The sequence below is a fragment of the Aestuariivita boseongensis genome (assembly GCF_001262635.1).
Lineage (GTDB): Bacteria > Pseudomonadota > Alphaproteobacteria > Rhodobacterales > Rhodobacteraceae > Aestuariivita > Aestuariivita boseongensis.
Window position 1 is genome coordinate 80,847 of record NZ_JXYH01000007.1, and the last position, 25,429, is coordinate 106,275.

The window sequence follows — 25,429 nt, forward strand, 5'->3', positions numbered from 1 at the left end:
TCCCTTTCCCGCTCAGCCCAAAGGCTGCGCCCGTTCCACCAGCCGCGCAAAGAACGAGGCGCCCACAGGGGCGATCTGGTCGTTGAAATTATATTCCGGATGGTGCACGCCCACGCCCTCACCCTGGCCCAGCATCAGATAGGCCCCGGGCCGCGCCTCCAGCATATAGGAGAAATCTTCTGCCCCCATCACGGGCTCTTTCTCCCCATCCACGCGGGTCTCACCCACCACGTCAGCTGCCGTTTCCAACGCAAACTGCGCCTCAGAGGCGGTGTTGATCGTGGGCGGATAGCCATATTCAAACTCCATCCGCGCTTCGATCCCGTAGGCGGCGGCTTGCCCTGCGATAATCTCTTCCATGCGCTTCACAGCCATCGCCTGAACCTCTTTATCAAAGGTCCGCACGGTCCCGTTGATATAGGCCGTTTCCGGGATCACGTTATCGGTCGTCCCGGTATGGATCTGCGTGACGGATATCACCAGCCGCTCTGCCGGTTTCAGGTTGCGGCTGACGATGGTCTGAAACGCCTGCACCATCGCGCAGGCCGCAGGCACCGGATCCACGCAGTCGTGGGGCCGCGCGGCGTGCCCGCCCTTGCCGTTCAGATAAACGTGGAACGTATCCGCCGCCGCCATGATAGGCCCGGGATTGGTGTGAAACGTCTCCAGTTCCAGATTGGGCGCGTTGTGGATGGCATAGACCTGCCCGATATCGAAGCGGTCCATGATGCCCTCCTGCACCATGACCTCGCCGCCGCCGCCCGCTTCCTCTCCGGGCTGGAAAATCAGCGCGACGCGACCTTTGAAATTCCGCGTCTCCGCCAGGTATTTCGCAGCGCCCAGCAGCATCGCCGTATGCCCGTCATGCCCGCAGGCATGCATTTTGCCGGGATGGGTCGACGCATAGGGCACCCCCGTTTCTTCCGTAATCGGCAGCGCGTCCATATCCGCTCGCAACCCGATCGTCGGGCCATCGCCCTGGCCTTCGATAATTGCGACGATGCCCGTTTTCGCAAACCCTTCGTGCAGTTCGTCCACGCCGAACTCGCGCAGACGCGCCGCAACGAAGGCAGCTGTCTTGGGACAGTCCAGCGCCAGTTCCGGGATCGAATGCAGGTGCTGCCGCCACGCGGTGATCTGATCGGCATTGGCGGCGATGGAGTTGATGACGGGCATGGGCGGGCTCCTTTGACTTGCTCGCAGTCTTCATGGGACGCCGGGACGCGCAAGGGAAAAGTGCAAGCCGCGCCAGCGACGGACCGTGGGCTGTCGCTGCACACTTGGGTCTGCGCACTTTATGGCAGCCCTGTCATCTTCCGAATGAATGGCACGCTGAGGCCAACCAAAGCGACAGACCGCCGGGACGGTCCGTCGCTGGCACGGCGCCCTGCGGGCTTGATTCCGCGCCGGGGCATTGCACGACCCTGATCTCCTTGCTACGCCAAACCCATGACCCAACCCTCCGGCATCTCCCGCCTTCTCGACATCATGGCCCGCCTGCGCGACCCCGACACGGGCTGCCCGTGGGATATCGAACAGACCTTCGCGACCATCGCGCCCTATACCATTGAAGAGGCCTATGAAGTCGCCGACGCCATCGAGCGCGAGGCCTGGGACGAGCTGAAGGGCGAACTGGGCGATCTTCTCTTCCAATCGGTCTTTCACGCGCAAATGGCCGCCGAACAGGGCCTTTTCACCTTCGACGATGTGGCCAACACCATGGCCGACAAAATGGTCGACCGGCACCCGCATGTCTTTGGCGACCAGTCCCGCGATAAATCCGCCGAACAGCAAACCCGCGATTGGGAGGCGATCAAAGCCGCGGAACGCGCACAAAAAGCCCAAACCGGCGCCCTCGACGGCGTTGCCATCGGCCTGCCCGCCCTGCTGCGCGCCTATAAACTCCAAAAACGCGCCGCCCGCGTCGGTTTCGACTGGCCCGAGATCGGCGATGTATTGGCCAAGATCACCGAAGAAGCCACGGAACTGGCCGAAGCGCGCGAAACGCTGAGCCAAGACAAGATCGAGGATGAGTTTGGCGATCTTCTTTTCGTCATCACCAATCTAGGCCGTCACCTGGGCGTCGAACCCGAAGCGGCGCTGCGGCGCACCAACGCCAAATTCACCCGCCGCTTTGCCCATATCGAAGCCGAACTCGCCAAACGCGGCAAACGCCCCGAAGACAGCACGCTGGAAGACATGGACGCGCTTTGGGACGAAGCCAAACGCGCGGAACGCGACGCCTCCTAACCCTCACGCAGATAAAGCGCATTGGCGTCATACTGCTCGATCAGCTCATATCCGCAGTCCGCCAGCCGCTCCATCAGCGGATAGGACCAGACCCCGTCATGGGCCGTCTCGAAATAGATCATCTTGGGCCAAAGCCGCGCCTCCCCCTCAAGAAGCGGCACGATCACGCGATCCTCAAGCCCTTCCACATCCACCTTCAGCAGATCGACCCGTTGGGCCCCCACCTCTGCCAGGCACTCCGCCAACGGGCGCACCTGAACCTTTACGGCCTCCGGCACGCGTTTATGGGGATAGGGCACATCGATCCGGCCCTGGCCCATATTGCCATTGCGCGGAAAATGCAGCGCCGTCTGCCCCGCACGGTCTCCCACGGCACAGTCAAAGACACGCACGCTGCCCCCAAGGCCGTTCAGCTGAATGTTCACCTCAAGACGCTTGCGCATCTTCGGATTGGGCTCGAACACGATCGACCTTGCCGCGCGCCCGCCCGCCAGATGAATGGGCAGGAAGAACGCGCCCGCATTCGCCCCCACATCCACGATCACCGGATCCAGCCCGCGCAGCGCGTCGCACAGGAACCGCGTCGCCTCATGCTCAGGCGGCAATCCGGTCTCCCACAGCTTCAGCTCGGTGAAATTATCCGCCGGATGCGCGATGAACCGGCAGCCCATCGCCTCTACCGGCGCGGGCGGCAATTGCGGGCGCAGGACATTCTTCGCCCGCTGGGTATCCGCCGCCAACCAAAGACGCAGCCAGTCCGACCGCGTCCGTGGCTTGGTCTCAGATGTGATCCCCGGTTTTTCTGTCACGCTATCCGTTCCCATATTCCCGCAAAGGCGGGGTTTTCCGCCGCCAGGACAGACATTGGATTGTGCCCACGGCCCTACAGGTTTTATGAACACTCCCAGAAAGCGGTACCACCCCAAACAGGCACGAGGTCACATGTCCCCCAGAAAAATCATCATAGACACCGATCCGGGCCAGGATGACGCGGTCGCCATCCTTCTGGCGCTGGCCAGCCCCGACGAGGTCGAGGTTCTGGGCATCACCGCCGTCGCCGGCAACGTGCCCCTGCCGCTGACCCAGCGCAATGCGCGCATCGTGTGCGAACTGGCGGGCCGCACGGATATCCCCGTCTTTGCAGGTTGCGACGCGCCGCTGAAACGCAAGCTGGTCACCGCTGAACACGTGCATGGCAAAACCGGGCTGGACGGCCCGCAATTACCCGATCCCACCATGCCCCTGCAGGACAAGCACGGCGTGGATTTCATCATCGACACACTGCGCGACGCCCCATCCGGCACGGTCACCCTGTGCCCCCTTGGCCCGCTCACCAATATCGCGACGGCCCTGCAACGCGCCCCCGATATCGCGCCGAAAATCCAGGACATCGTCCTGATGGGCGGCGCCTATTTCCAGGTTGGCAACATCACGCCCGCCGCCGAATTCAACATCTATGTCGACCCGGAAGCCGCTGAAATCGTGTTCAAATCCGGCATTCCCATTTCCGTCCTGCCGCTGGATGTGACCCACAAGGCGCTGGTCACCGCGCCCCGGGTCGAGGCCTTCCGCACCATGGGCACCGAAGTGGGCCGGATGGTTGCCGAATGGACCGACTTCTTTGAACGGTTCGACAAGGAAAAATACGGCTCGGAAGGCGCGCCGCTGCATGACCCCTGCGTGCCCGCCTATCTGATCCGGCCCGACCTGTTCACCGGACGGCACATCAATGTGGAGATTGAAACCACGTCTGAACTGACCCTTGGCATGACCGTCGCCGACTGGTGGCGCGTCTCGGGCCGCGCGCCCAATGCGATGTTCATGGGCGATGTGGACGCGGACGGTTTCTTTGCCCTGCTCACAGAAAGGCTGGCCCGGTTATGAGCGCTGCCCTGCATCTTGCCAAGCCCGAGCATCTGGACCGGCTCCTCCCTCTGATCGCCGCTTTTCATGCCGAAGAAGGGCTGGAGCAAACGGACGAGGCGCGCCGCGACGCCCTCGCCCCCCTACTCGACGGCAGCCCCTATGGCGCGGTCTATGTGGTTGGCCCTGCCCGCGCGCCCATCGGCTATGTCATCGTGACCTTCACCTGGTCGATGGAATATGGCGGGCTGGACGCCATGATTGACGAGCTTTACATCCGCCCCGCCGTGCGCGGTCGCGGGCTGGCGGGCGAGGTGTTGCAAAAACTGGCGCGGATGTTGAAGGACGCGCAAGTGCATGCTGTCCATCTTGAAGTGCATACGGACAACCCCGGCGCGCATCGGCTTTACGAAAAATCCGGGTTTCGCCTGCGCGAGGGGTATCAGTTGATGAGCCGGGTTTTGTCCTGAGCCAAAGCCGCCTATCTCTTGCCCCATGACGATACGCTTCGATAACAGCTATGCCGCCCTGCCTGCGGGCTTCTACACACGGCTTGATCCCACCCCGGTCAAGGCCCCGCGCCTTCTGGCCTTCAATGATGATCTGGCCACCCTTCTGGGCATCGCGAAAGACGATCTGCCCGATCTGGCCGCCACCTTTGCCGGCAATTCCGTCCCCGAGGGCGCTGCGCCGCTGGCTCAGCTTTATGCGGGCCACCAGTTCGGCAACTGGAACCCGCAGCTCGGCGATGGCCGCGCCATCCTTCTGGGCGAGGTCGTGGGCACCGATGGGCAACGCCGCGACATCCAGCTCAAAGGCTCCGGCCCCACGCCGTATTCCCGCATGGGCGATGGCCGCGCCTGGCTGGGTCCGGTGCTGCGCGAATATGTGGTGTCCGAGGCGATGCACGCCCTTGGCATCCCCACCACGCGCGCCCTGGCTGCGGTCGAGACCGGAGAGCCCGTCTTCCGCGAACAGGGCGCCCTCCCCGGCGCGGTCCTAACCCGCGTTGCCGCCAGCCACCTGCGGGTGGGCACCTTTCAGATCTTCGCCGCGCGGGGGGAGATTGCGCATCTCAAAACCCTCACCCAATACGCTATCGAGCGCCACTACCCTGAAGCCGATGGCCCCATGGGCCTGCTGACCGCCGTACGCGATGCCCAAGCCCGACTGATCGCGCAATGGATGTCCGTGGGCTTCATCCACGGCGTGATGAACACCGACAATTGCGCCATTTCCGGAGAAACGATTGATTACGGCCCCTGCGCCTTCATGGATGTCTATCACCCCAACACGGTCTTTTCCTCGATCGACCAGTTCGGGCGCTATGCTTATTCCAACCAGCCCGATATCGTGGTCTGGAACCTCGCCCAACTGGCCACAGCGCTGATCCAGCAGACCTCCGACAAAGAGGCCGCCGTGGAAGAGGCCACCGCCATCGTCCACGCCATACCGGGCCTGATCCGCGAACATTGGGCCGAGATGTTTCTGCGAAAAATCGGCATCACAAACGCGCAGGACGGTGATCTGGACCTTGTGACCGACCTGCTGCAACGCATGGCGGAAAACCAGGCGGATTTCACCAACACCTTCCGTAGTCTTTCAGCCGAGAGCACCCGCGATCAGTTCACCGATCCCGCCGCCTTTGACAGCTGGGAAGACGGCTGGCGTGCCCGCGTCGCGCAGGAAGCAGACCCGATCTCGGTGATAAATGCCGCCAACCCCGCCTTCATCCCGCGTAACCACAGGATCGAGCAGATGATCGACGCCGCCGTCGCAGGCGACTATGCCCTGTTTGAACGGCTGGGCAGCGTGCTCTCCACCCCCTATGATGACCAGCCAGATCACGCCGATCTAAAACGCCCGCCCAAGCCAGATGAGGTTGTGCCCGCAACCTTCTGTGGCACCTAGATTAATCGACGCCCCGGGCCTGACCCGGGGCCTCGTGATCCCACCGAGATCCCGGGTCAGGCCCGGGATGCGGGGGCGATCAACACCCGGCCAAGAAAAAAGGGGGCCGAAGCCCCCTCCAAGTTTCGCCGCTCAGGCTCAATAGTTTACCGCCCGGTGTTTTTTGCCTGCGGCCTGAGCGTCGTCGGGGGCGAGCGCACCCGCCCCGTGTCAAGGTGGGTAAGGACAATGGTCCGCCCCCACCCTATCTCGTCGGGGTCCGGCCCGAAGGCCTGTGACCCCTACGCATCCCCCAAGGATGCGATCTCGTCAGCTACACCCGGACGTCGCGCCGCAGGTGTTGCATTTCATGCAGGTACCGTTGCGCACCAGCGTGTAGTTGCCGCATTCGCCGCACGGATCACCCTCATAGCCTTGCATCTTCGCCTTGGTGCGCGCGTCGATTTCCACCGTGCCACTCGCCATGGCTGTGGTCGTTGTGACCGTCGCCGTGGCTGTGGCTGTTTCAGGCACCAGGGTTTGCAGCGCGTTCACCGGATCGGCTGCACCATCCAGCGCCACCGCACCCATGGTCGCACCGCCACCCTGCAGAACTACCAGCTCTTGCGGCAGACGCTTGCGCAGATACCCGGTCGAGCTGATTTGTTTCAGCACTTCCAGTGACTTGGAGGCCGCGCTGTCGCTAAGCTCGGAGATATTGGCAACCCCTTCCTCGGCCCCGCGGCCCAGGTCGTCAAAGGTGGCGCCTTCCGGCTTCACATGCGCCAGATCGGTTCGGTCGAGGTAAGACACGGCCAGTTCGCGGAACACGTAATCCAGAATGGATGTGGCGTTCTTAATCGAGTCGTTGCCCTGCACCATGCCCGCCGGTTCGAACTTGGTGAAGGTGAAGGCGTCCACGAACTCCTCCAGCGGCACACCGTATTGCAGACCAACCGACACAGCGATTGCGAAGTTGTTCATCATCGCCCGGAAGCCAGCGCCTTCCTTGTGCATGTCGATGAAGATCTCGCCGAGATTGCCGTCTTCATATTCGCCCGTGCGCAGATACACCTTGTGCCCGCCCACGATGGCCTTCTGGGTATAGCCCTTCCGCCGTTGCGGCATCTTCTCACGATGGGAGCGCACGATTTCCTTGACGACGACCTTTTCGATCACCTTCTCGGCCAGCACAGCGGCTTTTTCGGTGACAGAGCCGCTTTCCAGCACCTCCTGCGCGTCCTCGTCATCCTCGACCAGGGCCGCCGCCAGAGGCTGGCTGAGTTTCGAGCCATCGCGATAGAGCGCATTGGCCTTCACCCCCAGCGACCAGCTGAGTTCATAGGCCTTCTGGCAATCCTCGATGGTCGCATCGTTCGGCATGTTAATGGTTTTGGAGATCGCGCCCGAGATAAAGCTCTGCGCTGCCGCCATCATGGTGATGTGGCTGTCGACCGACAGGAACCGCTTGCCTTTCTTGCCGCAGGGGTTGGCGCAATCGAAGATGTGGTAATGCTGCTCTTTCAGATGCGGCGCACCTTCCAGGGTCATCGTTCCACAGACATGGTCGTTCGCCGCCTCGATATCCGCCTTGGAGAACCCAAGGTGACGCAGCAGGTCAAACGTCGGATCGTTCAGCTTTTCTTTCGGCAAGCCAAGGACTTGCGTGCAGAACTCTTCGCCCAGTGTCCACTGATTGAAGACGAACCGGATGTCGAACGCACTTTCCAGCGCGGCGTCCACCTTGGCCAGCTCGTTCGGGCCAAAGCCGTGACCGGCAAGCGAGGTGTGGTTGATCCCCGGCGCGTTGCCGATGGTGCCATGCCCCACTGCGTAGGACACGATTTCCTCGATCTGGGCCGAGCTGTAGCCCAGCTTTTCCAGCGCCGAGGGGACCGACCGGTTGATGATCTTGAAATACCCGCCGCCAGCCAGCTTCTTGAACTTCACGAGGGCGAAGTCAGGCTCGATGCCTGTCGTGTCGCAATCCATCACCAGACCGATCGTGCCCGTGGGCGCGATCACCGTGGCCTGCGCATTGCGGTACCCGTGCTTTTCGCCGAGCTTCAGCGCCTCGTCCCAAGCCGACATCGCGATGTCGACCAGCCGCGCATCGGGGCAATTGGCATGATCCAGCGGCACGGGCTTCACGTTCACCTTCTCATAGCCGGTGGTCGCGCCATAGGCCGCGTTGCGGTGGTTGCGGATGACCCGCAGCATGTGATCGGCGTTCTTCTTGTAGCCCGGGAACGGCCCCAGCTCGCCTGCCATCTCGGCCGACGTGGCATAGGACACCCCCGTCATGATCGCTGTCAGCGCCCCACAAAGCGCGCGGCCCTCGTCGCTGTCATAGCCATGACCCATATTCATCAAGAGACCGCCGATATTGGCATAACCCAGACCCAGCGTGCGGAAGTCATAGGACCGCTGCGCAATCGCAGGGCTTGGGAACTGCGCCATCAGGACCGAAATTTCCAGCGTCACAGTCCACAGGCGTGTGGCGTGGATGTAATCCTCGACCTGGAACTCATCATCCTTCAGGAAGGTGAGCAGGTTCATCGACGCCAGGTTACAGGCCGTGTCATCCAGGAACATGTATTCCGAGCACGGGTTCGATCCGCGGATCGCACCGTCTTCGGGGCATGTGTGCCAGGCATTCACCGTGTCGTGGTACTGGATGCCGGGATCGGCACAGGCCCATGCGGCATGTCCCACTTTCTCCCACAGCTCGCGGGCTTTGACGGTCTTGGCGACCGACCCGTCCGTGCGGTTTTTCAGCTCCCAATCGGCGTCCTTCTCGACAGCGTAAAGGAACGCGTCGGTGACCCGGATGGAGTTGTTGGAGTTCTGACCCGAGACGGAGTTATAGGCCTCAGAGTCCCAATCCGTGTCATAGGTCGGGAATTCGATGCTGTCATGGCCCTGCTTGGCATAATCCAGCACGCGCTTGACGTAAGTCTCTGGGATCGCGACCTTTTTGGCCTCGCGAATGGCTTGCTTCAGCGCCTCGTTCTTCTTGGGATCATAGGCATCATCCGCCGCGCCATCCCACGACTTGATCGCGGCAAAGAGGCCGTTCAGCTTCTGCTCGTGCATTTTCGAGCCGGCGACGATAGACGCCACCTTCTGCTCTTCCACGACCTTCCACTCGATGAATTCTTCGATATCGGGGTGGTCCGCATCCACGATCACCATTTTCGCCGCGCGGCGCGTGGTGCCGCCCGATTTGATTGCGCCCGCTGCCCGGTCACCGATTTTCAGGAAGCCCATCAGGCCCGACGATTTACCGCCACCCGACAGCTTCTCCCCTTCCCCGCGAAGAAGCGAGAAGTTGGTGCCCGTGCCCGAGCCGTATTTGAACAGACGCGCTTCGCGGACCCACAGATCCATGATGCCGCCATCATTCACCAGATCGTCTTCAACGCCCTGGATAAAGCAGGCATGCGGTTGGGGATGCTCGTAGGAGGATTTCGACTTGGTCAGTTTGCCGGTCTTGTAGTCCACATAATGGTGACCCTGCGCCGGACCGTCGATGCCATAGGCCCAGTGCAGGCCGGTGTTGAACCACTGCGGGCTGTTCGGTGCGGCCTTCTGCGTGGCCAGCATGAAGCGCATCTCGTCATAGTAGGCGCGCGCATCTTCCTCGGTGCTGAAATAGCCGCCCTTCCAGCCCCAATAGGCCCAGGCGCCTGCCAGGCGGTCGAACACCTGCTTGGACGAGGTCTCGCCGCCGAATTCCACGTCATCGCCATCGGGAACCGACCGCCACAGGAATTCGGGAACGCCTTTTTCTTTCACTTTCTTCAGTTTGCTGGGAACACCCGCCTTGCGGAAGTACTTCTGTGCGATCACGTCGCTGGCGACCTGGCTCCAGGTCGAGGGAACTTCGATGCCTTCCAGACGAAACACGATGGACCCGTCGGGATTGCGAATCTCGGATGTGGCGGAAATGAAATCCAAATCGGCATATGCATCCTGGCCGGCTTTGGTGAATTTTCTTTCAATTTGCATGTCGCTGCCTCTATTCAGCTTATTCCAATCACGCCCGCGCCACAGGCACGGTCCCCTCATCGCCAGGCTGCAACGGGCAACACTTTCCAACGCCCACACCACACAAAGGCGTGCAAGCACAGCGCGAATTCACATGTTCGACGTAGTGTTTTACCGTCCCAACCGTCGCGGGCCTCTCTGGCTTTTGACTACCAGATATAGTGGCATCACGACCGGCCAGCACAACTTGGCGTATCTTGCCCTATAGCGTCAACGCATTTTTGACACATTTTTTTAATAATTTCTGTTGACGCGAATTCGGCGATTCTTCGGGGGCTGGGAAAACATGATTTTCCGACACATGTTTCGCCAGGAATCCGGCGCGCCGCCGGAATTATTCCTTTTTTTGATCAGGCTTTAGGCGACAAACTGCATACATGCCCCTATGTTGGGGCCAGAGTTTCGCGCACTGGTTTATCGGTGTCGCGCAAACGCAACCCAAGATGCCCAGGGGGAATTCTGTGTCTACGAGACAACGCCTGCTTTGCCACATTCTCCCCATCATTCTGTTTTTGGCTGCATGTGCACCACAAGATATGGGGCCATCTTCGGGCAAGGCACGATTCTCTGATTTTCCGGTCACCTTCTTTGACGCCTTCCGCGCCTCCTGCACCGGTCCCACCCGGTCTTTCCGCTCAACCGGCCGCGATGAGGTCGAATGCCGCGAGCTGATGCCCCCGCACATCACGGCTGCCTTCATCCTGGAATATACTGGCGTGCCCGAAGACCTGCCCCGCCTTGTCATCCGCTTTCGCGCAAAGCCGGACGCGGGCAGTTATCTTGTCAGCAATGATGTCTTTGTGAATGTCCCGCAGCGCGCGGGCGGTCCGCGCCAGGTGCCGTTTCAGGACGCGCGGCTCAGACGGCAGCTTGACCTGCTTTACATCAATGCTGGCGGCGTACCGGAAATGTGAATTTTCAGAAAATGGTCGGGGCGGCAGGATTCGAACCTACGACCCCCTGTACCCAAAACAGGTGCGCTACCAGACTGCGCCACGCCCCGAACCATGGGCGTTCCTATATCGGGCGTGCGGGTTTGAAAAGCCCTAACAGGGCCAAGCGGCAATCGCGGGATCGAAAACTTCGTGGCGCAGTTTCGTGCCCGGCCCGATCCCCAGCTGGCGCGCAAGTCCGCCGTTGATTTCCAGCACGACAAGGATGTTGTCCCCGCCCGGAATCGGCGTCAGATCGCCGGGTATTGCGTTTTCATGCACGTGTTCGACCACGCCTGTTTCATTCACGAAGATCATGTCCAGGGGAATCAGCGTGTTCTTCATCCAGAATGACACCCGCTGCGGCCGTTCATAGACAAACAGCATTCCGGACGACACAGGCAGGCTTTCGCGAAACATCAGCCCCTGCGACCGTTCGGCCGGGGTGTCGGCGATTTCAATATTGAAGAAGGACTGCCCCCCGCTGCCCGACAGCGTCACACGTTCCGGGCTGCAGGCAGCTGCAACCATGCCCGCGGTGAGAAAGAAAGCGGTGCAAATGACGAACGCGCGGCGAAAAGCCTGCATTATTCGGTGTGCCCTTCCTCGGACAGGCCCATTTCCCATGGGAAGACCTGCGCGGCCATCCGGCCACGTTTACCGTCGATCACGCGCAACGCAAGCGCCTCGCCCGGCTGCACATCCGACAAGCCCGACAAGCGCAACACTTCTATGTGCAGGAACACATCCTCGGGCTTGCCAAACACATTGGCAAAGCCAAAGCCCTTGACCTTGTCGAACCATTTCACCCGACCGGGCTCAAGAGGGATGGCTTCAAGATCTTCGGCCTCGACCTCCGCCAGATCGCGCAGGCCGCCATTCTCTTCACGCTCGGGCGGTGAGATGCTGATGATCTCCGCTGCCTGCACGCCGCGATCGGTGTTGTGGGTAACAACCTCGATCCGCGCGTCATCCGCGACCGAATTCTGACCGAAGTTCCGCAGGACGTTCACATGCAGCAGAATGTCCGGCCCGCCCGCATCTGCAACGACGAACCCAAACCCTTTCACAGGATCGAACCATTTCACACGTCCGACCACCTGTTGGAGATTATTGAGATCTTCCGCCACAGAATCTGTCCACACCAGTTAACAGCCTTGCTTCACACCCCTAGTCTTGCGCGAAACAGGCCCAAGATATCAAGGCTTATTAAATTCAATGTTTTCAATGCATTGCATTTCGCGTCACGTGAAATTCACGGGTTCAACCGTTGGATTCCCCATTTCGCAGTCGGATCCGGTCGCGTCCAGCGGAACCGGTCGTGCAACCGGAAGGCGCCATCGGCCCAGAACTCTATCTCTAATGGGGTAATCCGGTAGCCGCCCCAAAAGGGCGGACGCGCGGGATTTGTCCCCTTTTGCGCGGTGATCTTGGCCACCTCAGCCATGAGGCTTGCGCGGCTGGACAAGGGACGCGACTGCGCCGAAGCCCAGGCCCCCAAACGGCTTTTCAGCGAGCGCGACGCGTAATAGGCATCCGCCTGCGGGCCCTCTTCCTTTTCGATCAGCCCGCGCACCCGGATCTGACGGCGCAGGGATTTCCAGTGCATCACGAAAGCGGCCTTGCCCGCGTGATCCAACTCCTGCGCTTTCTGGCTTTCGTAGTTGGTGTAAAAGACGAAGGCGCGATCCTCGATTTCCTTCAGCAGCACCATGCGCACATTGGGCAGCCCATCGGCATCAACCGTGGACAGCGCAATCGCATTGGGATCGTTCGGCTCGGAGGTCTCGGCCTCTGCCAGCCAGCTGCGCGCGATCTCGAACGGGTCGTCGCCCGCGAATATCCCGTCTCTGTCACTCATTCTGCGATCGCTCCTTCTTGTCGATGCTTCGCGCGCGGGCTTGAAGCAGACGGGTCAATCGCCTAAAGGTCTGCTCCAGTCAAGAACAGTGGGCAAGGTGACCTCGATGTCAAATCAACTCATGGCGGGCAAGCGGGGTCTGATCATGGGCCTGGCCAATGACAAATCCATCGCGTGGGGCATTGCCAAGGCCGCGGCCGATGCCGGGGCCGAGCTGGCTTTTTCCTATCAGGGCGAGGCGCTGAAGAAACGGGTGGATCCGCTGGCCGCTCAATTGGGCAGTGACATCGTCCTGCCCTGCGACGTGAGCGACGAGGCGTCTATGGATGCTTTGTTTGCCGAACTGAAAACCCGCTGGGGCAACTTGGACTTCGTCGTCCACGCCATTGGTTTTTCTGACAAAAACGAATTGCGCGGCCGGTATGTGGACACCACGCGCGGCAATTTCCAGATGTCGATGGATATCTCGGTCTATTCCTTCACGGCCGTGGTTCAGCGCGCCGAAAAGATGATGAACTCCGGCGGATCGGCCCTGACGCTGACCTATTACGGGGCCGAAAAGGTCATGCCGCATTACAACGTGATGGGTGTGGCCAAGGCCGCGCTTGAGGCATCGGTGCGCTATCTTGCCGAAGATCTGGGCAAGGACGGCATCCGCGTGAACGCGATCAGCGCCGGTCCCATCAAGACGCTGGCCGCCTCTGGCATCGGTGATTTCCGCTATATCATGAAGTGGAACGAATATAACTCGCCCCTGCGCCGCAATGTGACGATTGATGATGTGGGCAACACCGCGCTGTATCTGCTCTCTGATCTGGGGTCGGGCGTGACCGGCGAAGTGCTGCATGTGGATGCGGGATATCACGTGGTGGGCATGAAAGCGGTCGACGCGCCCGATATCTCCAAGGGGTAACGCAGATGAGCTGGGAGAGCCTGCTTGCCTTCAACCTGGTTCTGATGGCGGCCATTGCCTCCCCCGGTGCTGCTCTTTTGTATTTCATCAAGACGACGGTGATGTCCGGCCGCGCGGCGGGCATGGCGACCGGGCTTGGCCTTGGAACGGCCGCCGCGCTGTGGACGCTGGCGGCGCTGCTGGGGCTTGAGACGGTCTTTGCGCTGTTTCCCTGGACCTATACAGCGCTCAAGATCGCAGGCGCGGCCTATCTGATCTGGATTGCGATCCAGACCTGGCGGCATGCGCGCGATCCCCTGCCCGAAGCCCCTGCCCGGCACGGCAAATCGGCATTGTCCGGGTTTCTGGTGAACGCTGGAAATCCGAAGTCCATGCTGTTCGCGGCAGCGGTGATTGTCGTCGTCTTTCCACAGGGCCTGACCGCCCCGCAGATCGGGCTGATCGTTCTGAACCATTTCCTGGTCGAACTGGCGTTTTATGCGCTGTTCGCCGTCGCTTTGGGATCCGCGCCGGCGCGGCGCGGTTATCTGGGCTTGAAACCCGTGCTTGACCGCATTGCCGCGACGCTTCTGGGCGCGCTGGGTCTGCGACTTCTGATCGAAAGGTAATTTCATGGCCGAACGTTTGCCGCACGAAAAGGGCTTCCATGTCAGCTGGGACCAGATCCACCGCGATGCGCGCGCTTTGGCGTGGCGGCTGGATGGCAAGGGCCCCGATGACGGCGCGTGGCGCGCGATCGTGGCCATCACGCGCGGCGGCATGGCGCCCGCGATGATCGTGGCGCGCGAACTGGATATCCGCACCGTCGATACGATCAGCGTCAAAAGCTATGACCATCAGAACCAGTCCGAGGCCATGGTGCTGAAATCCCCGGATGCGCAGATGATGGGCGATGGCACCGGCATTCTGGTGATCGACGATCTGGTCGACAGCGGCAAAACGCTGGAACTGGTGCGCCAGCTTTATCCCAATGCGCATTTCGCCACCGTTTATGCCAAACCCAAGGGCGAACCGCAGGTCGACACCTTTATCACCGGCGTCAGCCAGGATACGTGGATTTTCTTCCCCTGGGATATGGCCCTGCAATATGTCGAGCCCTATCGCGGCAAGGATTGAGCCGGCACCCGGATTTTTCGTAGAAAAATCTTCAGCCTGACACCTGTGAACCGGAGTTTTCCATGGCCCTTGCCCGCACCGCCACCACCTTTGCCCCTCCGGTGATGGAGGCGCGTCGCTGGCTGGAGGGCGTCGCCTTCCCCGCCGACCGCCCACTGATCAATGTCAGCCAGGCCGCGCCGGTCGATCCGCCGCCGCAAGCCCTGCGCGAGGTGATGGCCCAGGTCGCGCTGACCGATGACAGCGCGCATCTTTATGGCCCCGTTCTGGGCCTGCCCGCCTTGCGCGAGGAACTGGCCCGCCAATGCTCCAGCCACTATGGCGGAGAGGTCAGTGCCCCCCAGGTCGCCATCACGTCAGGTTGCAACCAGGCCTTTTGTGCCGCTGTCACGGCCATCGCGAATGAAGGCGACAGCATCCTCCTGCCCACACCGTGGTATTTCAACCACGTGATGTGGCTTCAGATGCAGGGAGTGGAGATTGCAGCGCTGGACACCGATGCCGAGCTTTTGCCTGACCCCGATCAAGCCGCCGCACTGATCACGGACCGGACCCGCGCCATCGTTCTTGTGACCCCCAACAATCCCGGCGGTGTGGAATACCCCGCCGATCTGGTGCGGGCCTTCTTCGAACTGGCCAAATCGCGCGGCATCAAGCTGATCATCGACGAGACCTATCGCGATTTCGACAGCCGCTCGGGCCCGCCGCATGATCTGTTTCAGGATCCCGACTGGCCCGACACTCTGATCCACCTCTATTCCTTCTCCAAGGCCTATCGGCTCACCGGGCATCGCGTAGGCGCACTGGTCGGCAATCCCGCCCTTCTGGCCGAGGTCGAGAAGTTTCTCGATACGGTCGCGATCTGCCCCAACCAGATCGGTCAGTATGCGGCACTTTGGGGGATGCAGAACCTGTCGCAATGGCTGGCCGGAGAACGGGCCGAGATCCTGGACCGCCGCGCCGCCATCGAAGAGGGGTTTCCCGCCCTTTCGGCCAAAGGATGGGAACTGCGGGGCCTGGGTGCGTATTTCGCCTATGTCCGACACCCGTTCGACATTCCGTCTGCGGAACTGGCCCCGAGACTTGTGAAAGACGCGGGCATCCTGCTTCTGCCCGGCTCCATGTTCCGCCCCGACGGCGCACCAGATGCGGACCGCGAATTGCGCGTCGCTTTTGCCAATCTGGACCGGGCAGGAATTGGGCAGCTCTTCACACGTTTGCAAGGCCTATCGTTCTGACCTTGCCCCCCTGCCCGCTGCATCGTATGCACGGGGCCGAACAATCCTGTCGGGGGCATCATGGCCGCAAAAAACAGCCTGTCGAAAACCTTTGTCTGGGTCCTTCTGGGTCTTCTCTTCGTGGGTCTGGCCGGGTTTGGCGCGACCAACCTGTCGGGCACGATCCGCACGCTGGGCAAGGCCGGGGATCAGGTGATCACGGTCGATCAGTTCGCCCGCGAATTGCAGCGCGAAACCAATGCCATCGTCGCCCAAACCGGACAGGCCCTGCCGATGGAACAGGTGCGGGCCCTTGGCATCGACCGGCAGATTCTGGGCCAACTGGTGGCGCTGGCGTCGATCGATCATGAGACGGCGCAGATGGGCATCTCGATCGGGGACGCAAACCTGCAGCAGGAAATCGTGCAGATCCCGTCCTTTCAGGGGCTCGATGGCAGTTTCGACCGTGACGCCTATCGCTTTACCCTTCAGCAGGCCGGTCTGACCGAAGCGGAATTTGAACAGGATCTGCGCAACGAAGCGGCGCGCACTCTGGTGCAAAGCGCCATCGTAAGCGGCGTTGAAATGCCTGATACGCTGAACAACGTGATCGTTGAATTCGTGGGCCAGCGCCGCAGCTTCACCTGGGCCCGCTTGGGGCCAGAGGCGCTGACTGAACCGGTCGCCACCCCGTCGGAGGAGGCTCTGCGCAGCTTCTATGACGAAAATATCGACGCCTATACCCTGCCCGAAACCAAGTCGATCACCTTCGTCCAACTTCTGCCCACGGACATTCTGGACAGCGTTCAGATTGATGAAGAGGCGCTGCGCCAGGCCTATGCCGCGCGGGAAGAGGAATTCAATCAGCCCGAACGCCGGTTGGTGGAACGTCTGGTCTTCTCGACCCAAGAGGCCGCCAATGACGCCAAGGCCCAATTGGAAGTCGGCGGAACCAGCTTTGAATTGCTGGTTCAGGACCGTGGCCTGTCCCTGTCGGATGTGGATATGGGCGACGTGGCACGCGCAGATCTGGGTGAGGCCGGCGACGCCATTTTCGCGGCCAATGCCGGCGATGTGGTAGGGCCTTTGCCCAGCTCGCTTGGCCCTGCTTTGTTCCGGATCAACGGGGTTCTGGCCGCGCAGGAAACCAGCTTTGAAGAAGCGGAACCGATGCTGCGCGATGAACTGGCCCAGAACCGCGCCCGCCGCGAGCTTGAGGTCCTCAGCCAGGAGTTCGAGGATCTCCTGGCCGGTGGCGCGACGCTGGAGGAACTGGCGGCTGAGACCGACATGGTATTGGGCCAGATCGACTGGACCGAAGACGCGCTTGACGATATCGCCGCCTATGGCGCTTTCCGCACCGCCGCAGCGGCTGTGACGGTCGATGATTTTCCGGAGATTGATTTCCTGGATGATGGCGGCCTGTTCGCACTGCGCCTTGACGATACCCTGCCGCCCCGCCCGCAACCCTTCGAAGACGCCCGCGCAGCAGTTGAGGAAGACGCCCTGCGCGCTGCGACCGAAGAGGCGCTTGAAGATCAAGCCACCTCGGTCATCGCCAGCATGGCAACCGAAGGCGATTTCGCCACGGCAGGTCTGACGCCCAATGTGGAAACCGACCTGACCCGCACCGCCTTTATCGACGGCACCCCGCCTGAGCTGATCATCGCCGTGTTCGAGATGGAGCCGGGCGATCTGCGCGTGATCCCGGCGAACGGGTCTGTCCTTGTTGTCCGGCTGGACGAAGTCAAACCGGCTGACACCACAGGCGACATGGCCAACCTGCGCGAAGCTCTGGGTGAAGAGCTGGATCAAACGCTCGCGCAGGCGCTCTTTCAAGCCTTTGTGCGCGACGTGCAGTTCCGTGCCGATCCCCAGATCGACGAACGGGCGTTGAACGCGGTGATGACGAGCTTCCAGTAACGATGGCCCTGACCCCCGATTTCGACAGCTTCTCGCGCGCCTACGAGGCGGGGGAAAACCAGATCGTCTATACCCGCCTGGCCGCGGATCTGGACACGCCTGTGTCGCTGATGCTCAAGCTGACGGGGGCTGCGGAAAACGCCTTCATGCTGGAATCCGTGACAGGCGGCGAGGTGCGCGGGCGCTATTCGATCATCGGGATGAAGCCCGACCTGATCTGGCGCAGCCATGGCGAGGTGTCGGAACTGAACCGCTCGGCGCGGTTTGATCCCAAAGGTTACCAGAAACAGAACGGCAATCCGCTGGACAATCTGCGCAAGCTGATTGCCGAAAGCCGGATTGACCTGCCCGAAGATCTGCCTCAGGCGGCGGCGGGGCTTTTCGGGTATCTGGGTTATGACATGGTGCGCCATGTCGAACATCTGCCCAATGTGAACCCCGATCCGATGGGCCTGCCCGATGCGGTGATGATCCGCCCCACGGTGATTGCCGTGCTCGACGGTGTGAAGGGCGAGGTCACCGTCGTCTCCCCCGCCTGGTCCAGCGACAAACAGACCGCACGCGCGGCCTACGCGCAGGCGGCTGAACGGGTGATGGATGCGGTGCGCGATCTGGAACGCGCGATGCCGTCTGAATCGCGGGACTTGGGCGACGCGATGGAGGCACCGGAGCCGGTGTCGAACTTCACGCCGGAGAGCTACAAGGACGCCGTTGAGAAGGCCAAGGACTACATCCGTGCAGGCGATATTTTCCAGGTCGTCCCCTCCCAACGCTGGGCGCAGGAGTTTCCGCTGCCGCCATTTTCGCTCTATCGCTCCTTGCGGCGCACGAACCCCTCGCCCTTCATGTTCTATTTCAATTTCGGCGGGTTCCAAGTGATCGGGGCCAGCCCGGAAATCCTGGTCCGGGTCTTTGGCCGCGAGGTCACGATCCGCCCCATCGCGGGCACCAGACGGCGCGGCGCCACGCCCGAGGAAGACCGCGCGTTGGAGGCCGACCTGCTGGCCGATGAAAAGGAACTGGCGGAACACCTGATGCTTTTGGATCTGGGCCGCAACGATGTGGGCCGCGTGGCCAGAATCGGTACCGTGCGCCCGACCGAGAAATTCATCATCGAACGCTATTCCCACGTGATGCATATCGTCTCGAACGTGGTGGGCGAGCTGGCCGAGGACAAGGATGCGCTGGACGCTTTCTTTGCGGGGATGCCGGCGGGCACTGTATCTGGCGCCCCCAAGGTCAGGGCCATGGAAATCATCGACGAGCTGGAACCGGAAAAGCGCGGTGTCTATGGCGGCGGCGTGGGCTATTTCAGCGCGGGCGGAGATATGGACATGTGCATCGCGTTGCGTACCGCAGTTGTCAAAGACCAGACTCTCTATATTCAGGCCGGTGGCGGTGTTGTCTATGACAGCGACGCGCAGGCGGAATACGAGGAAACCGTCCATAAATCGAACGCGATCCGGCGCGCGGCGGAAGATGCGGCACGCTTCACACGTTCAGGAAATCGCTGACAGACCGAGCGGGAAAGCCGCTTCGAAGCGGCTTGGGCAAGCGTCTTGCAAGACGCTTGCGCCGGCCCGCCTTATTGCTCGGGCGGCTGCGCTGAAATCACGGAAGAGGCCGGCGCCAGCGCCACTCGGTTCGCCCGGTCCTGCAGCCCCCAAAGCAGCAGCGCGGATACGGTGTCAGGCCGCACACGGCCCAGCATGATCACACCGCCTTCCTGGCCTGCGCGGAACGCGGCCTGATCCAGGAAGCGGCGCATCACCGTGGGTGTCTGGTTCGCCCCGTCGAAATCGCGGAACACGAAAGCCGAGGGCACGCCCTCGCGCGCAGCAAGTTTCTGAACCGTGTTGAGCCCGGAATTCTGGGTGACAAACCCATAGCCCTTGTCGCGCAGGATGGCCGTCACCTGATCGGACAAGGGCCGCGATCCCTGCACACCGGTTCCCACCCCTTCCAGAACGCCCACCGCTTCATTCAGGGTGGCCAATCCCGCCTCCAGCGCGGTTTCGGCATCCTGTGCCGAAGCCTCAAGCGGCAGGTCGATCAGGGCCAGTACCTCGAACCCAGCCTCGCGGTAGCGGGCCATCTTCTGCGCAGCATTCGGATCGAACGGATTGATGGCGAAGGTCAGCGGATAGGGGAAGGTTTGCAGCGCCTCTGCCCCGATCGACGCTTCATCATCGATCAGAATGATGCTCATGAGTGGCTTGTCGTCGGGGTTCTCGAAGGGCGCGGCGAAGCGTTCGAAGGGGGGCGCATCCGGGTCTGCGACGGTATCAGCGGAGTCTTGCGGAGTAACAGCGGGCAAGGTGGATGCCGCCTGATCGCGGTCGATCAGGGAACCCGCACGTTGGCCGATGCCCGGGCTGGGTGCTGTCGGGTTGGGCTGCGCCGGGGCGGCGGCGATCTCTTCGCTGGCCTGCCCGGTCTCCTGTTCCGGCTCAGCTGTCTCGTCATTGCCAACGGTGGGCAGGCTGGCCACACGCGGAGTTGTTGCGGGCTCCGCAGGGGTTTCAGCCGCTTCGGTTGCAGGCTCCGTTTCAGTTTCGGCAACCTCTGGCATTGGCGCGGCCGCCGTTTCCGAGCTCTCCGACGCGGGGCTGGCGGGCGTTTCCTCGGCCACATTGGGGCTGGTGAAGCCCGAATCTTCTTCAATCGCGGGGGGCGGTGTGGGCTGTGCGGGCTCCGTGGAAATCGTCAGCTCTTCCGACACTGCCGGTGGCTGGGGTGCTGTGCTGTCCACCGATGGCGCAGGCGGCGCTTCGGCTGTGGTCGACACGCTTGGCGCCTCTGCATCCGGCTCGGACGCTGTCGCCAATGGTTCGGCTGTCCCGACCGAGGGCTGTTCGGCTGGGGTTGTATCGGCCTCTTCCAGCGCGGTGAGCGTATCGGTTTCCGGCGCAGCCGGGCTTGAGGGTTGGATCGTGCCAGCGCTGTCCTGACCCTGGGCCGCTTGCGGGGATTCCACGACCTCTGCCGGGGGTGTGGGTGCTGCAACCTGCGGTTCTGAACTGGCCACATTCGGGGGTTGCGGCAAAGGGTTCGACAGCGACACGAACACCGCTCCACCGGCAGACACAACAGTGCCCCAGATCAATCCGCTTAGAAAACCTCGTGCCACGTCACGCTCCTGCCTGTCTTCGCCTCGGCCACGAACAACCGTCTTGGCGGTCTTTTTGCCCGATCTGCCATATGCTTGGGGTGCACCTCTTGACGCTGCTGCGCAACCCTGAACATGTATGCCCTTATATCAAGAGAGGGGTGCAAACCTCTAGCCCTTTCATACCCGAGGCCATCCTGCCGATGCTGCTGCTTATCGACAATTACGACAGTTTCACATGGAATCTGGTCCATTATCTGGGCGAACTTGGGGCAAATGTGCAGGTGCATCGCAATGACGCGCTGGATGTGCAGCAGGCGATGGCGATGAACCCGGCCGGTATTCTGCTGTCGCCTGGACCCTGCGACCCCGATCAGGCGGGCATCTGCCTGGCGCTCACCCAGGCGGCCGCCGAGGCGCAAATCCCCCTGATGGGGGTCTGCCTGGGCCACCAGACCATCGGACAGGCTTTTGGCGGCGATGTCGTGCGGTGCCACGAGATCGTGCACGGCAAGATGGGCGTGATGCATCACACCGGTCAGGGGCTTTTTGCAGGCCTGCCCAGCCCGTTTGAGGCCACGCGGTACCATTCGCTGGTGGTCGACCCGGCCACCCTGCCCGATTGCCTTGAGGTGACGGCGCATCTTGAAGACGGCACGATCATGGGGCTGCAACATAGATCCCTGGCCATTCACGGTGTGCAGTTCCACCCCGAATCCATCGCATCCCAGCACGGGCATGCACTGTTGAAGAATTTCCTGAATGTGATGAAGGTTCCGGCATGAGCGAGGCGCTGAAACCCCTGATTGATGCGGCGGCCAATGGCCCCCTGACCCGCGCGCAGGCGGAAGAGGCCTTTGGCATCCTCTTTGACGGTGAAGCCACCCCCAGCCAGACAGGCGGACTGCTGATGGCGCTGCGCACCCGCGGCGAAACGGTGGATGAATATGCCGCCGCCGCCGCCGTGATGCGCGCCAAGTGCAACAAGGTCCGCGCCCCAGAAGGCGCCATGGATATCGTGGGCACCGGCGGTGACGGCAAGGGCACGCTGAATATCTCGACCGCGACGGCCTTTGTCGTGGCAGGCGCGGGTGTACCCGTGGCCAAGCATGGCAACCGCAATCTCAGCTCGAAATCCGGTGCGGCCGATGCGCTGACCCAGATGGGGATCGACGTGATGGTCGGCCCCGAAGTGGTGGAAAAAGCGCTGGCCGAGGCTGGGATCGGCTTCATGATGGCCCCAATGCATCACCCCGCCACGGCCCATGTCATGCCCACGCGGTCCGAACTGGGCACGCGCACCATCTTCAACATCCTGGGGCCGCTGACCAATCCGGCGGGCGTGAAGCGCCAGCTGACCGGGGCGTTTTCCCGCGATCTGATCCGGCCCATGGCCGAAACCCTCAGCGCTCTGGGGTCCGATCGCGCCTGGCTGGTCCATGGCTCAGACGGAACGGATGAGCTGACCATCACCGGCGTCAGCTGGGTCGCTGCCCTCGAAGACGGCGCGGTGAAAGAGGTGGACCTGCATCCCGAAGACGCAGGCCTGCCCGTACACCCGTTCGACGAAATCATGGGCGGCACACCCGAAGACAACGCCCGCGCCTTCCGCGCGCTTCTGGACGGGGCGCATTCGGCCTATCGCGATGCGGTCTTGCTGAATGCCGCCGCAGCACTGGTGGTGGCCGAAGCCGCATCCGATCTGCGCATTGGCGTGGAGATGGCCGCACAGTCCATCGACAGCGGTGCGGCAAAAGACAAGATCGCAGCAGTGGCAAGGATCACGCAAGGACAGTCATGACCGAAACCATTCTGGACAAAATCAAGGCCTACAAGCTTGAGGAAGTGGCCGCCGACAAGGCCGCCAAACCGCTGGAAGCCGTGGAAACCGAGGCGCATGAAGCAGACCCCGTGCGCCCCTTTGCCGAGGCGCTTCTGATGGCATCGCGCCAGGGCTATGGTCTGATCGCCGAGATCAAGAAAGCCAGCCCCTCTAAAGGGCTCATCCGTCCCGATTTCGATCCGCCCAGCCTTGCCAAAGCCTATGAGGCCGGTGGCGCCACCTGTCTGAGCGTTCTGACCGACACGCCCAGTTTCCAGGGCGCGAAGTCTTTCCTGACCGAAGCGCGCGCCGCCTGTTCCCTGCCCGTTTTGCGCAAGGACTTCATGTATGACACCTATCAGGTGGCCGAAGCGCGCGCCTTGGGCGCCGATTGCATCCTGATCATCATGGCAAGCGTGTCCGACGCCCAGGCCTCGGAACTGGAAGAAGCCGCGATGGAATGGGGTATGGACGCCCTGATCGAAGTGCATGACCGATCGGAACTGGACCGCGCGGCCGAACTGAAAAGCACGATGATCGGGATCAACAACCGCAATCTGAACACGTTCGAGACGACATTGGACACAACCCGATCGCTGGCGAAATTCGTCCCCGAGGGCCGGATGATCGTCTGTGAAAGCGGGCTGAACACGCCCGCCGATCTGGCCGACATGGCGCGCTATGGCAGCCGCTGCTTCCTGATTGGCGAAAGCCTCATGCGCCAGGACGATGTCGAAGCCGCGACCCGCGCGCTTCTGGCCAATCCTTTGACCACGGGGGTGATGTGATGGCTCTGACGCATTTCGATGCCAAGGGCGATGCGCATATGGTCGATGTCTCGGACAAGGCCGTGACCGACCGGATCGCCACCGCCGCCGGCTGGGTGAAAATGGCACCCGAGACGTATCAACTGATCTCGGAAGGGCGCGCCAAGAAAGGCGATGTTCTCTCCGTCGCACGGCTGGCCGGCATCATGGGGGCCAAGAAAACGCCTGACCTTATCCCGCTATGCCATCCCCTGCCCGTGACCAAAGTCGCGGTTGAACTGACCCTCGACCGCGATCTGCCGGGTGTTCGGATCGAAGGCACGGTGAAGACCACCGGCCAGACCGGGGTGGAAATGGAAGCGCTCACCGCTGTGTCGGTCGCGGCCCTCACCGTCTATGACATGGTCAAGGCCGTCGACAAGGCAATGGAAATCGGCGGCATCCACGTGACGCTGAAAGACGGCGGCAAATCGGGCCGATACGAGGCGTCATGATCTCAGTTGATGAGGCGCTGGATCAGCTTCTGGCGCTGGCCTCCCCGCTGCCATCTGAAACCGTCCCCCTCATCCAGGCCGCGGGCCGAGTGCTGGCGGAAGCAGCCGTCGCCATGCGCGACCAGCCCCCGTTCGCGGCCTCGTCTATGGACGGATACGCCATAAAATCCGCCGAGGCCGAACTGCATGTCCAACTGAAAGTCATCGGAGAGGCCGCCGCCGGTCATCGCTTTGATGGCCGCGTAGGCGCGGGCCAGGCCGTGCGCATCTTCACCGGCGCGCCGGTGCCAGACGGGGCCGATTTCGTGGTCATCCAGGAAGATGTCGAGCGCAAAGGCGATCTGATCACCATCATTGCCGAACCCGGCGACAAACCGAATATTCGTCCCGCCGGCGCTGATTTCAACAAGGGCACCACCATCGACGCGCCGCGCAGGCTCAGCGCGCAGGACGTCGCGCTTTTGGCCTCGATGAACATCGCGCAGGTCACCGTCGCCCGCAAACCCGAGGTGGCGCTGATTTCCACCGGGGATGAACTGGTCCTGCCGGGTGAAGATCCCGGCCCCGATCAGATCATCGCCTCGAACACCTTCGGGCTGAAGGCGATGCTGGACAGCCTTGGCGCGCATCCCCGCATCCTGCCGATTGCCCGAGACAACGAGACCTCTCTGAAAACCGCCTTCAAGCTGGCCGAAGGCGCCGATCTGGTCATCACCATCGGCGGGGCCTCGGTCGGCGATCACGATCTGGTAGGCGATGTGGCGGCCGATATGGGGCTGGAGCGGTCTTTCTACAAAGTCGCCATGCGCCCTGGCAAACCGCTGATGGCGGGCCGGATGGGACAAGCCGCCATGATCGGCCTTCCGGGTAATCCCGTCTCTGCCATGGTTTGCGGCCATGTCTTCGTGGCGCCCGTCATCAACAAGATGGTTGGGCTGGGTGACACACGCCCTGCCCCGCTTACCGCGACCCTGGCTGAACCCATCAGGGAAAACGGACCACGCACCCATTACATGCGCGCCGTGGTTGAAAATGGCCAGGTCACCGCCTTTGACCGGCAGGATTCCAGCCTACTGACGGTACTGGCACAGGCCAACGCGCTGCTGATCCGGCCGCCGAAAGACCCCGCGCGCGCAGCGGGCGATATGGTCCGCTACATCCCGCTCTAAAGGGCGCAAAGGCACCCTGTTTCTTCTCTTTCCAAATACCGGCGGGGGAGTCG

Annotated in this window: 23 protein-coding genes and 1 tRNA gene; 16 read left to right on the top strand and 8 right to left on the bottom strand. The window is 62.0% G+C overall.

The features are described 5' to 3' along the window. Positions 1-12 precede the first annotated feature (12 nt). Positions 13-1,176: a M20 aminoacylase family protein gene (locus TR61_RS04715; RefSeq protein WP_050928497.1), complete on the bottom strand. Its 1,164-nt coding sequence runs from the start codon at positions 1,174-1,176 to the stop codon at positions 13-15. Positions 1,177-1,449: 273 nt separating this feature from the next. On the opposite strand from TR61_RS04715, the gene mazG reads away from it, so the two are divergent. After that, on the top strand, positions 1,450-2,250 hold the full coding sequence (mazG, locus tag TR61_RS04720) for a nucleoside triphosphate pyrophosphohydrolase (protein WP_050928499.1): 801 nt from the start codon (positions 1,450-1,452) through the stop codon (positions 2,248-2,250). On the opposite strand, the gene TR61_RS04725 is transcribed toward mazG, so the two are convergent. Continuing rightward, positions 2,247-3,059 carry an FkbM family methyltransferase gene (locus TR61_RS04725; protein WP_216595363.1) on the bottom strand — a complete coding sequence of 271 codons (813 nt, stop codon included), beginning with the start codon at positions 3,057-3,059 and terminating at the stop codon, positions 2,247-2,249. The genes mazG and TR61_RS04725 overlap by 4 nt on opposite strands. 133 nt (positions 3,060-3,192) lie before the next feature. On the opposite strand from TR61_RS04725, the gene TR61_RS04730 reads away from it, so the two are divergent. From TR61_RS04730 to TR61_RS04740, 3 genes are read left to right on the top strand one after another with little or no spacing between them, the layout of a single operon-like run. Continuing rightward, positions 3,193-4,134, top strand: coding sequence for a nucleoside hydrolase (locus TR61_RS04730; protein ID WP_050928501.1), 942 nt, complete (start codon positions 3,193-3,195; stop codon positions 4,132-4,134). Then, positions 4,131-4,583: a GNAT family N-acetyltransferase gene (locus tag TR61_RS04735; RefSeq protein WP_050928503.1), complete on the top strand. Its 453-nt coding sequence runs from the start codon at positions 4,131-4,133 to the stop codon at positions 4,581-4,583. Before TR61_RS04730 ends, TR61_RS04735 begins: the two co-directional genes overlap by 4 nt. Positions 4,584-4,608: 25 nt before the next feature. After that, complete coding sequence (locus TR61_RS04740) at positions 4,609-6,024, top strand: protein adenylyltransferase SelO (protein WP_050928504.1); 1,416 nt, start codon at positions 4,609-4,611, stop codon at positions 6,022-6,024. Positions 6,025-6,333: 309 nt separating this feature from the next. On the opposite strand, the gene TR61_RS04745 is transcribed toward TR61_RS04740, so the two are convergent. Continuing rightward, on the bottom strand, positions 6,334-10,014 hold the full coding sequence (locus TR61_RS04745) for a vitamin B12-dependent ribonucleotide reductase (protein WP_050928506.1): 3,681 nt from the start codon (positions 10,012-10,014) through the stop codon (positions 6,334-6,336). Between the two features lie 575 nt (positions 10,015-10,589). Between TR61_RS04745 and TR61_RS04750 the strand changes: the two genes are divergently transcribed. Beyond that, positions 10,590-10,967 carry a hypothetical protein gene (locus TR61_RS04750; protein ID WP_050928508.1) on the top strand — a complete coding sequence of 126 codons (378 nt, stop codon included), beginning with the start codon at positions 10,590-10,592 and terminating at the stop codon, positions 10,965-10,967. A 12-nt stretch (positions 10,968-10,979) separates the two neighbouring features. Here TR61_RS04750 and TR61_RS04755 read toward each other — a convergent pair. From TR61_RS04755 to pdxH, 4 genes are all read right to left on the bottom strand, one after another. Then, positions 10,980-11,056 (bottom strand) — tRNA-Pro (locus TR61_RS04755). A 43-nt stretch (positions 11,057-11,099) separates the two neighbouring features. Continuing rightward, the gene (locus TR61_RS04760) at positions 11,100-11,516 is read right to left on the bottom strand and encodes a DUF192 domain-containing protein (RefSeq protein WP_245626819.1); all 417 of its coding nucleotides are present in this window, start codon (positions 11,514-11,516) and stop codon (positions 11,100-11,102) included. 56 nt (positions 11,517-11,572) lie between these two features. Then, on the bottom strand, positions 11,573-12,115 hold the full coding sequence (locus TR61_RS04765) for a cold-shock protein (RefSeq protein WP_050928550.1): 543 nt from the start codon (positions 12,113-12,115) through the stop codon (positions 11,573-11,575). A 125-nt stretch (positions 12,116-12,240) separates the two neighbouring features. Beyond that, the gene (gene pdxH / locus TR61_RS04770; protein WP_050928510.1) at positions 12,241-12,846 is read right to left on the bottom strand and encodes a pyridoxamine 5'-phosphate oxidase; all 606 of its coding nucleotides are present in this window, start codon (positions 12,844-12,846) and stop codon (positions 12,241-12,243) included. Positions 12,847-12,952: 106 nt separating this feature from the next. On the opposite strand from pdxH, the gene fabI reads away from it, so the two are divergent. The 6 genes from fabI (at position 12,953) to trpE (ending at position 19,529) form a co-directional block, all read left to right on the top strand. After that, positions 12,953-13,759: an enoyl-ACP reductase FabI gene (gene fabI / locus TR61_RS04775; protein WP_050928552.1), complete on the top strand. Its 807-nt coding sequence runs from the start codon at positions 12,953-12,955 to the stop codon at positions 13,757-13,759. A 5-nt stretch (positions 13,760-13,764) separates the two neighbouring features. Then, a complete protein-coding gene (locus TR61_RS04780) occupies positions 13,765-14,367 on the top strand; it encodes a LysE family translocator (RefSeq protein WP_050928512.1) in 603 nt (200 codons plus the stop codon). A gap of 4 nt (positions 14,368-14,371) precedes the next feature. Beyond that, entirely contained in the window at positions 14,372-14,875 is a 504-nt protein-coding gene (gene gpt / locus TR61_RS04785; protein ID WP_050928514.1) for a xanthine phosphoribosyltransferase, read from the top strand. A 62-nt stretch (positions 14,876-14,937) separates the two neighbouring features. Continuing rightward, positions 14,938-16,113: an aminotransferase gene (locus TR61_RS04790; protein ID WP_050928516.1), complete on the top strand. Its 1,176-nt coding sequence runs from the start codon at positions 14,938-14,940 to the stop codon at positions 16,111-16,113. Between the two features lie 60 nt (positions 16,114-16,173). Next, entirely contained in the window at positions 16,174-18,015 is a 1,842-nt protein-coding gene (locus TR61_RS04795; protein WP_050928518.1) for a peptidyl-prolyl cis-trans isomerase, read from the top strand. A gap of 2 nt (positions 18,016-18,017) precedes the next feature. After that, complete coding sequence (gene trpE / locus TR61_RS04800; RefSeq protein WP_050928520.1) at positions 18,018-19,529, top strand: anthranilate synthase component I; 1,512 nt, start codon at positions 18,018-18,020, stop codon at positions 19,527-19,529. Between the two features lie 71 nt (positions 19,530-19,600). On the opposite strand, the gene TR61_RS04805 is transcribed toward trpE, so the two are convergent. After that, entirely contained in the window at positions 19,601-21,145 is a 1,545-nt protein-coding gene (locus TR61_RS04805) for a divergent polysaccharide deacetylase family protein (RefSeq protein WP_082181851.1), read from the bottom strand. 182 nt (positions 21,146-21,327) lie between these two features. Between TR61_RS04805 and TR61_RS04810 the strand changes: the two genes are divergently transcribed. The 5 genes from TR61_RS04810 to TR61_RS04830 are packed head-to-tail and all read left to right on the top strand — an operon-like array spanning position 21,328 to position 25,376. After that, on the top strand, positions 21,328-21,909 hold the full coding sequence (locus TR61_RS04810; protein WP_050928524.1) for an anthranilate synthase component II: 582 nt from the start codon (positions 21,328-21,330) through the stop codon (positions 21,907-21,909). After that, entirely contained in the window at positions 21,906-22,925 is a 1,020-nt protein-coding gene (gene trpD, locus TR61_RS04815; RefSeq protein WP_050928526.1) for an anthranilate phosphoribosyltransferase, read from the top strand. Before TR61_RS04810 ends, trpD begins: the two co-directional genes overlap by 4 nt. Beyond that, a complete protein-coding gene (gene trpC / locus TR61_RS04820; RefSeq protein WP_050928529.1) occupies positions 22,922-23,734 on the top strand; it encodes an indole-3-glycerol phosphate synthase TrpC in 813 nt (270 codons plus the stop codon). Before trpD ends, trpC begins: the two co-directional genes overlap by 4 nt. Further along, positions 23,734-24,207 carry a cyclic pyranopterin monophosphate synthase MoaC gene (gene moaC / locus TR61_RS04825; RefSeq protein WP_050928531.1) on the top strand — a complete coding sequence of 158 codons (474 nt, stop codon included), beginning with the start codon at positions 23,734-23,736 and terminating at the stop codon, positions 24,205-24,207. Before trpC ends, moaC begins: the two co-directional genes overlap by 1 nt. After that, complete coding sequence (locus TR61_RS04830; RefSeq protein ID WP_050928534.1) at positions 24,204-25,376, top strand: molybdopterin molybdotransferase MoeA; 1,173 nt, start codon at positions 24,204-24,206, stop codon at positions 25,374-25,376. Before moaC ends, TR61_RS04830 begins: the two co-directional genes overlap by 4 nt. The last annotated feature ends 53 nt before the right edge of the window (positions 25,377-25,429 follow it).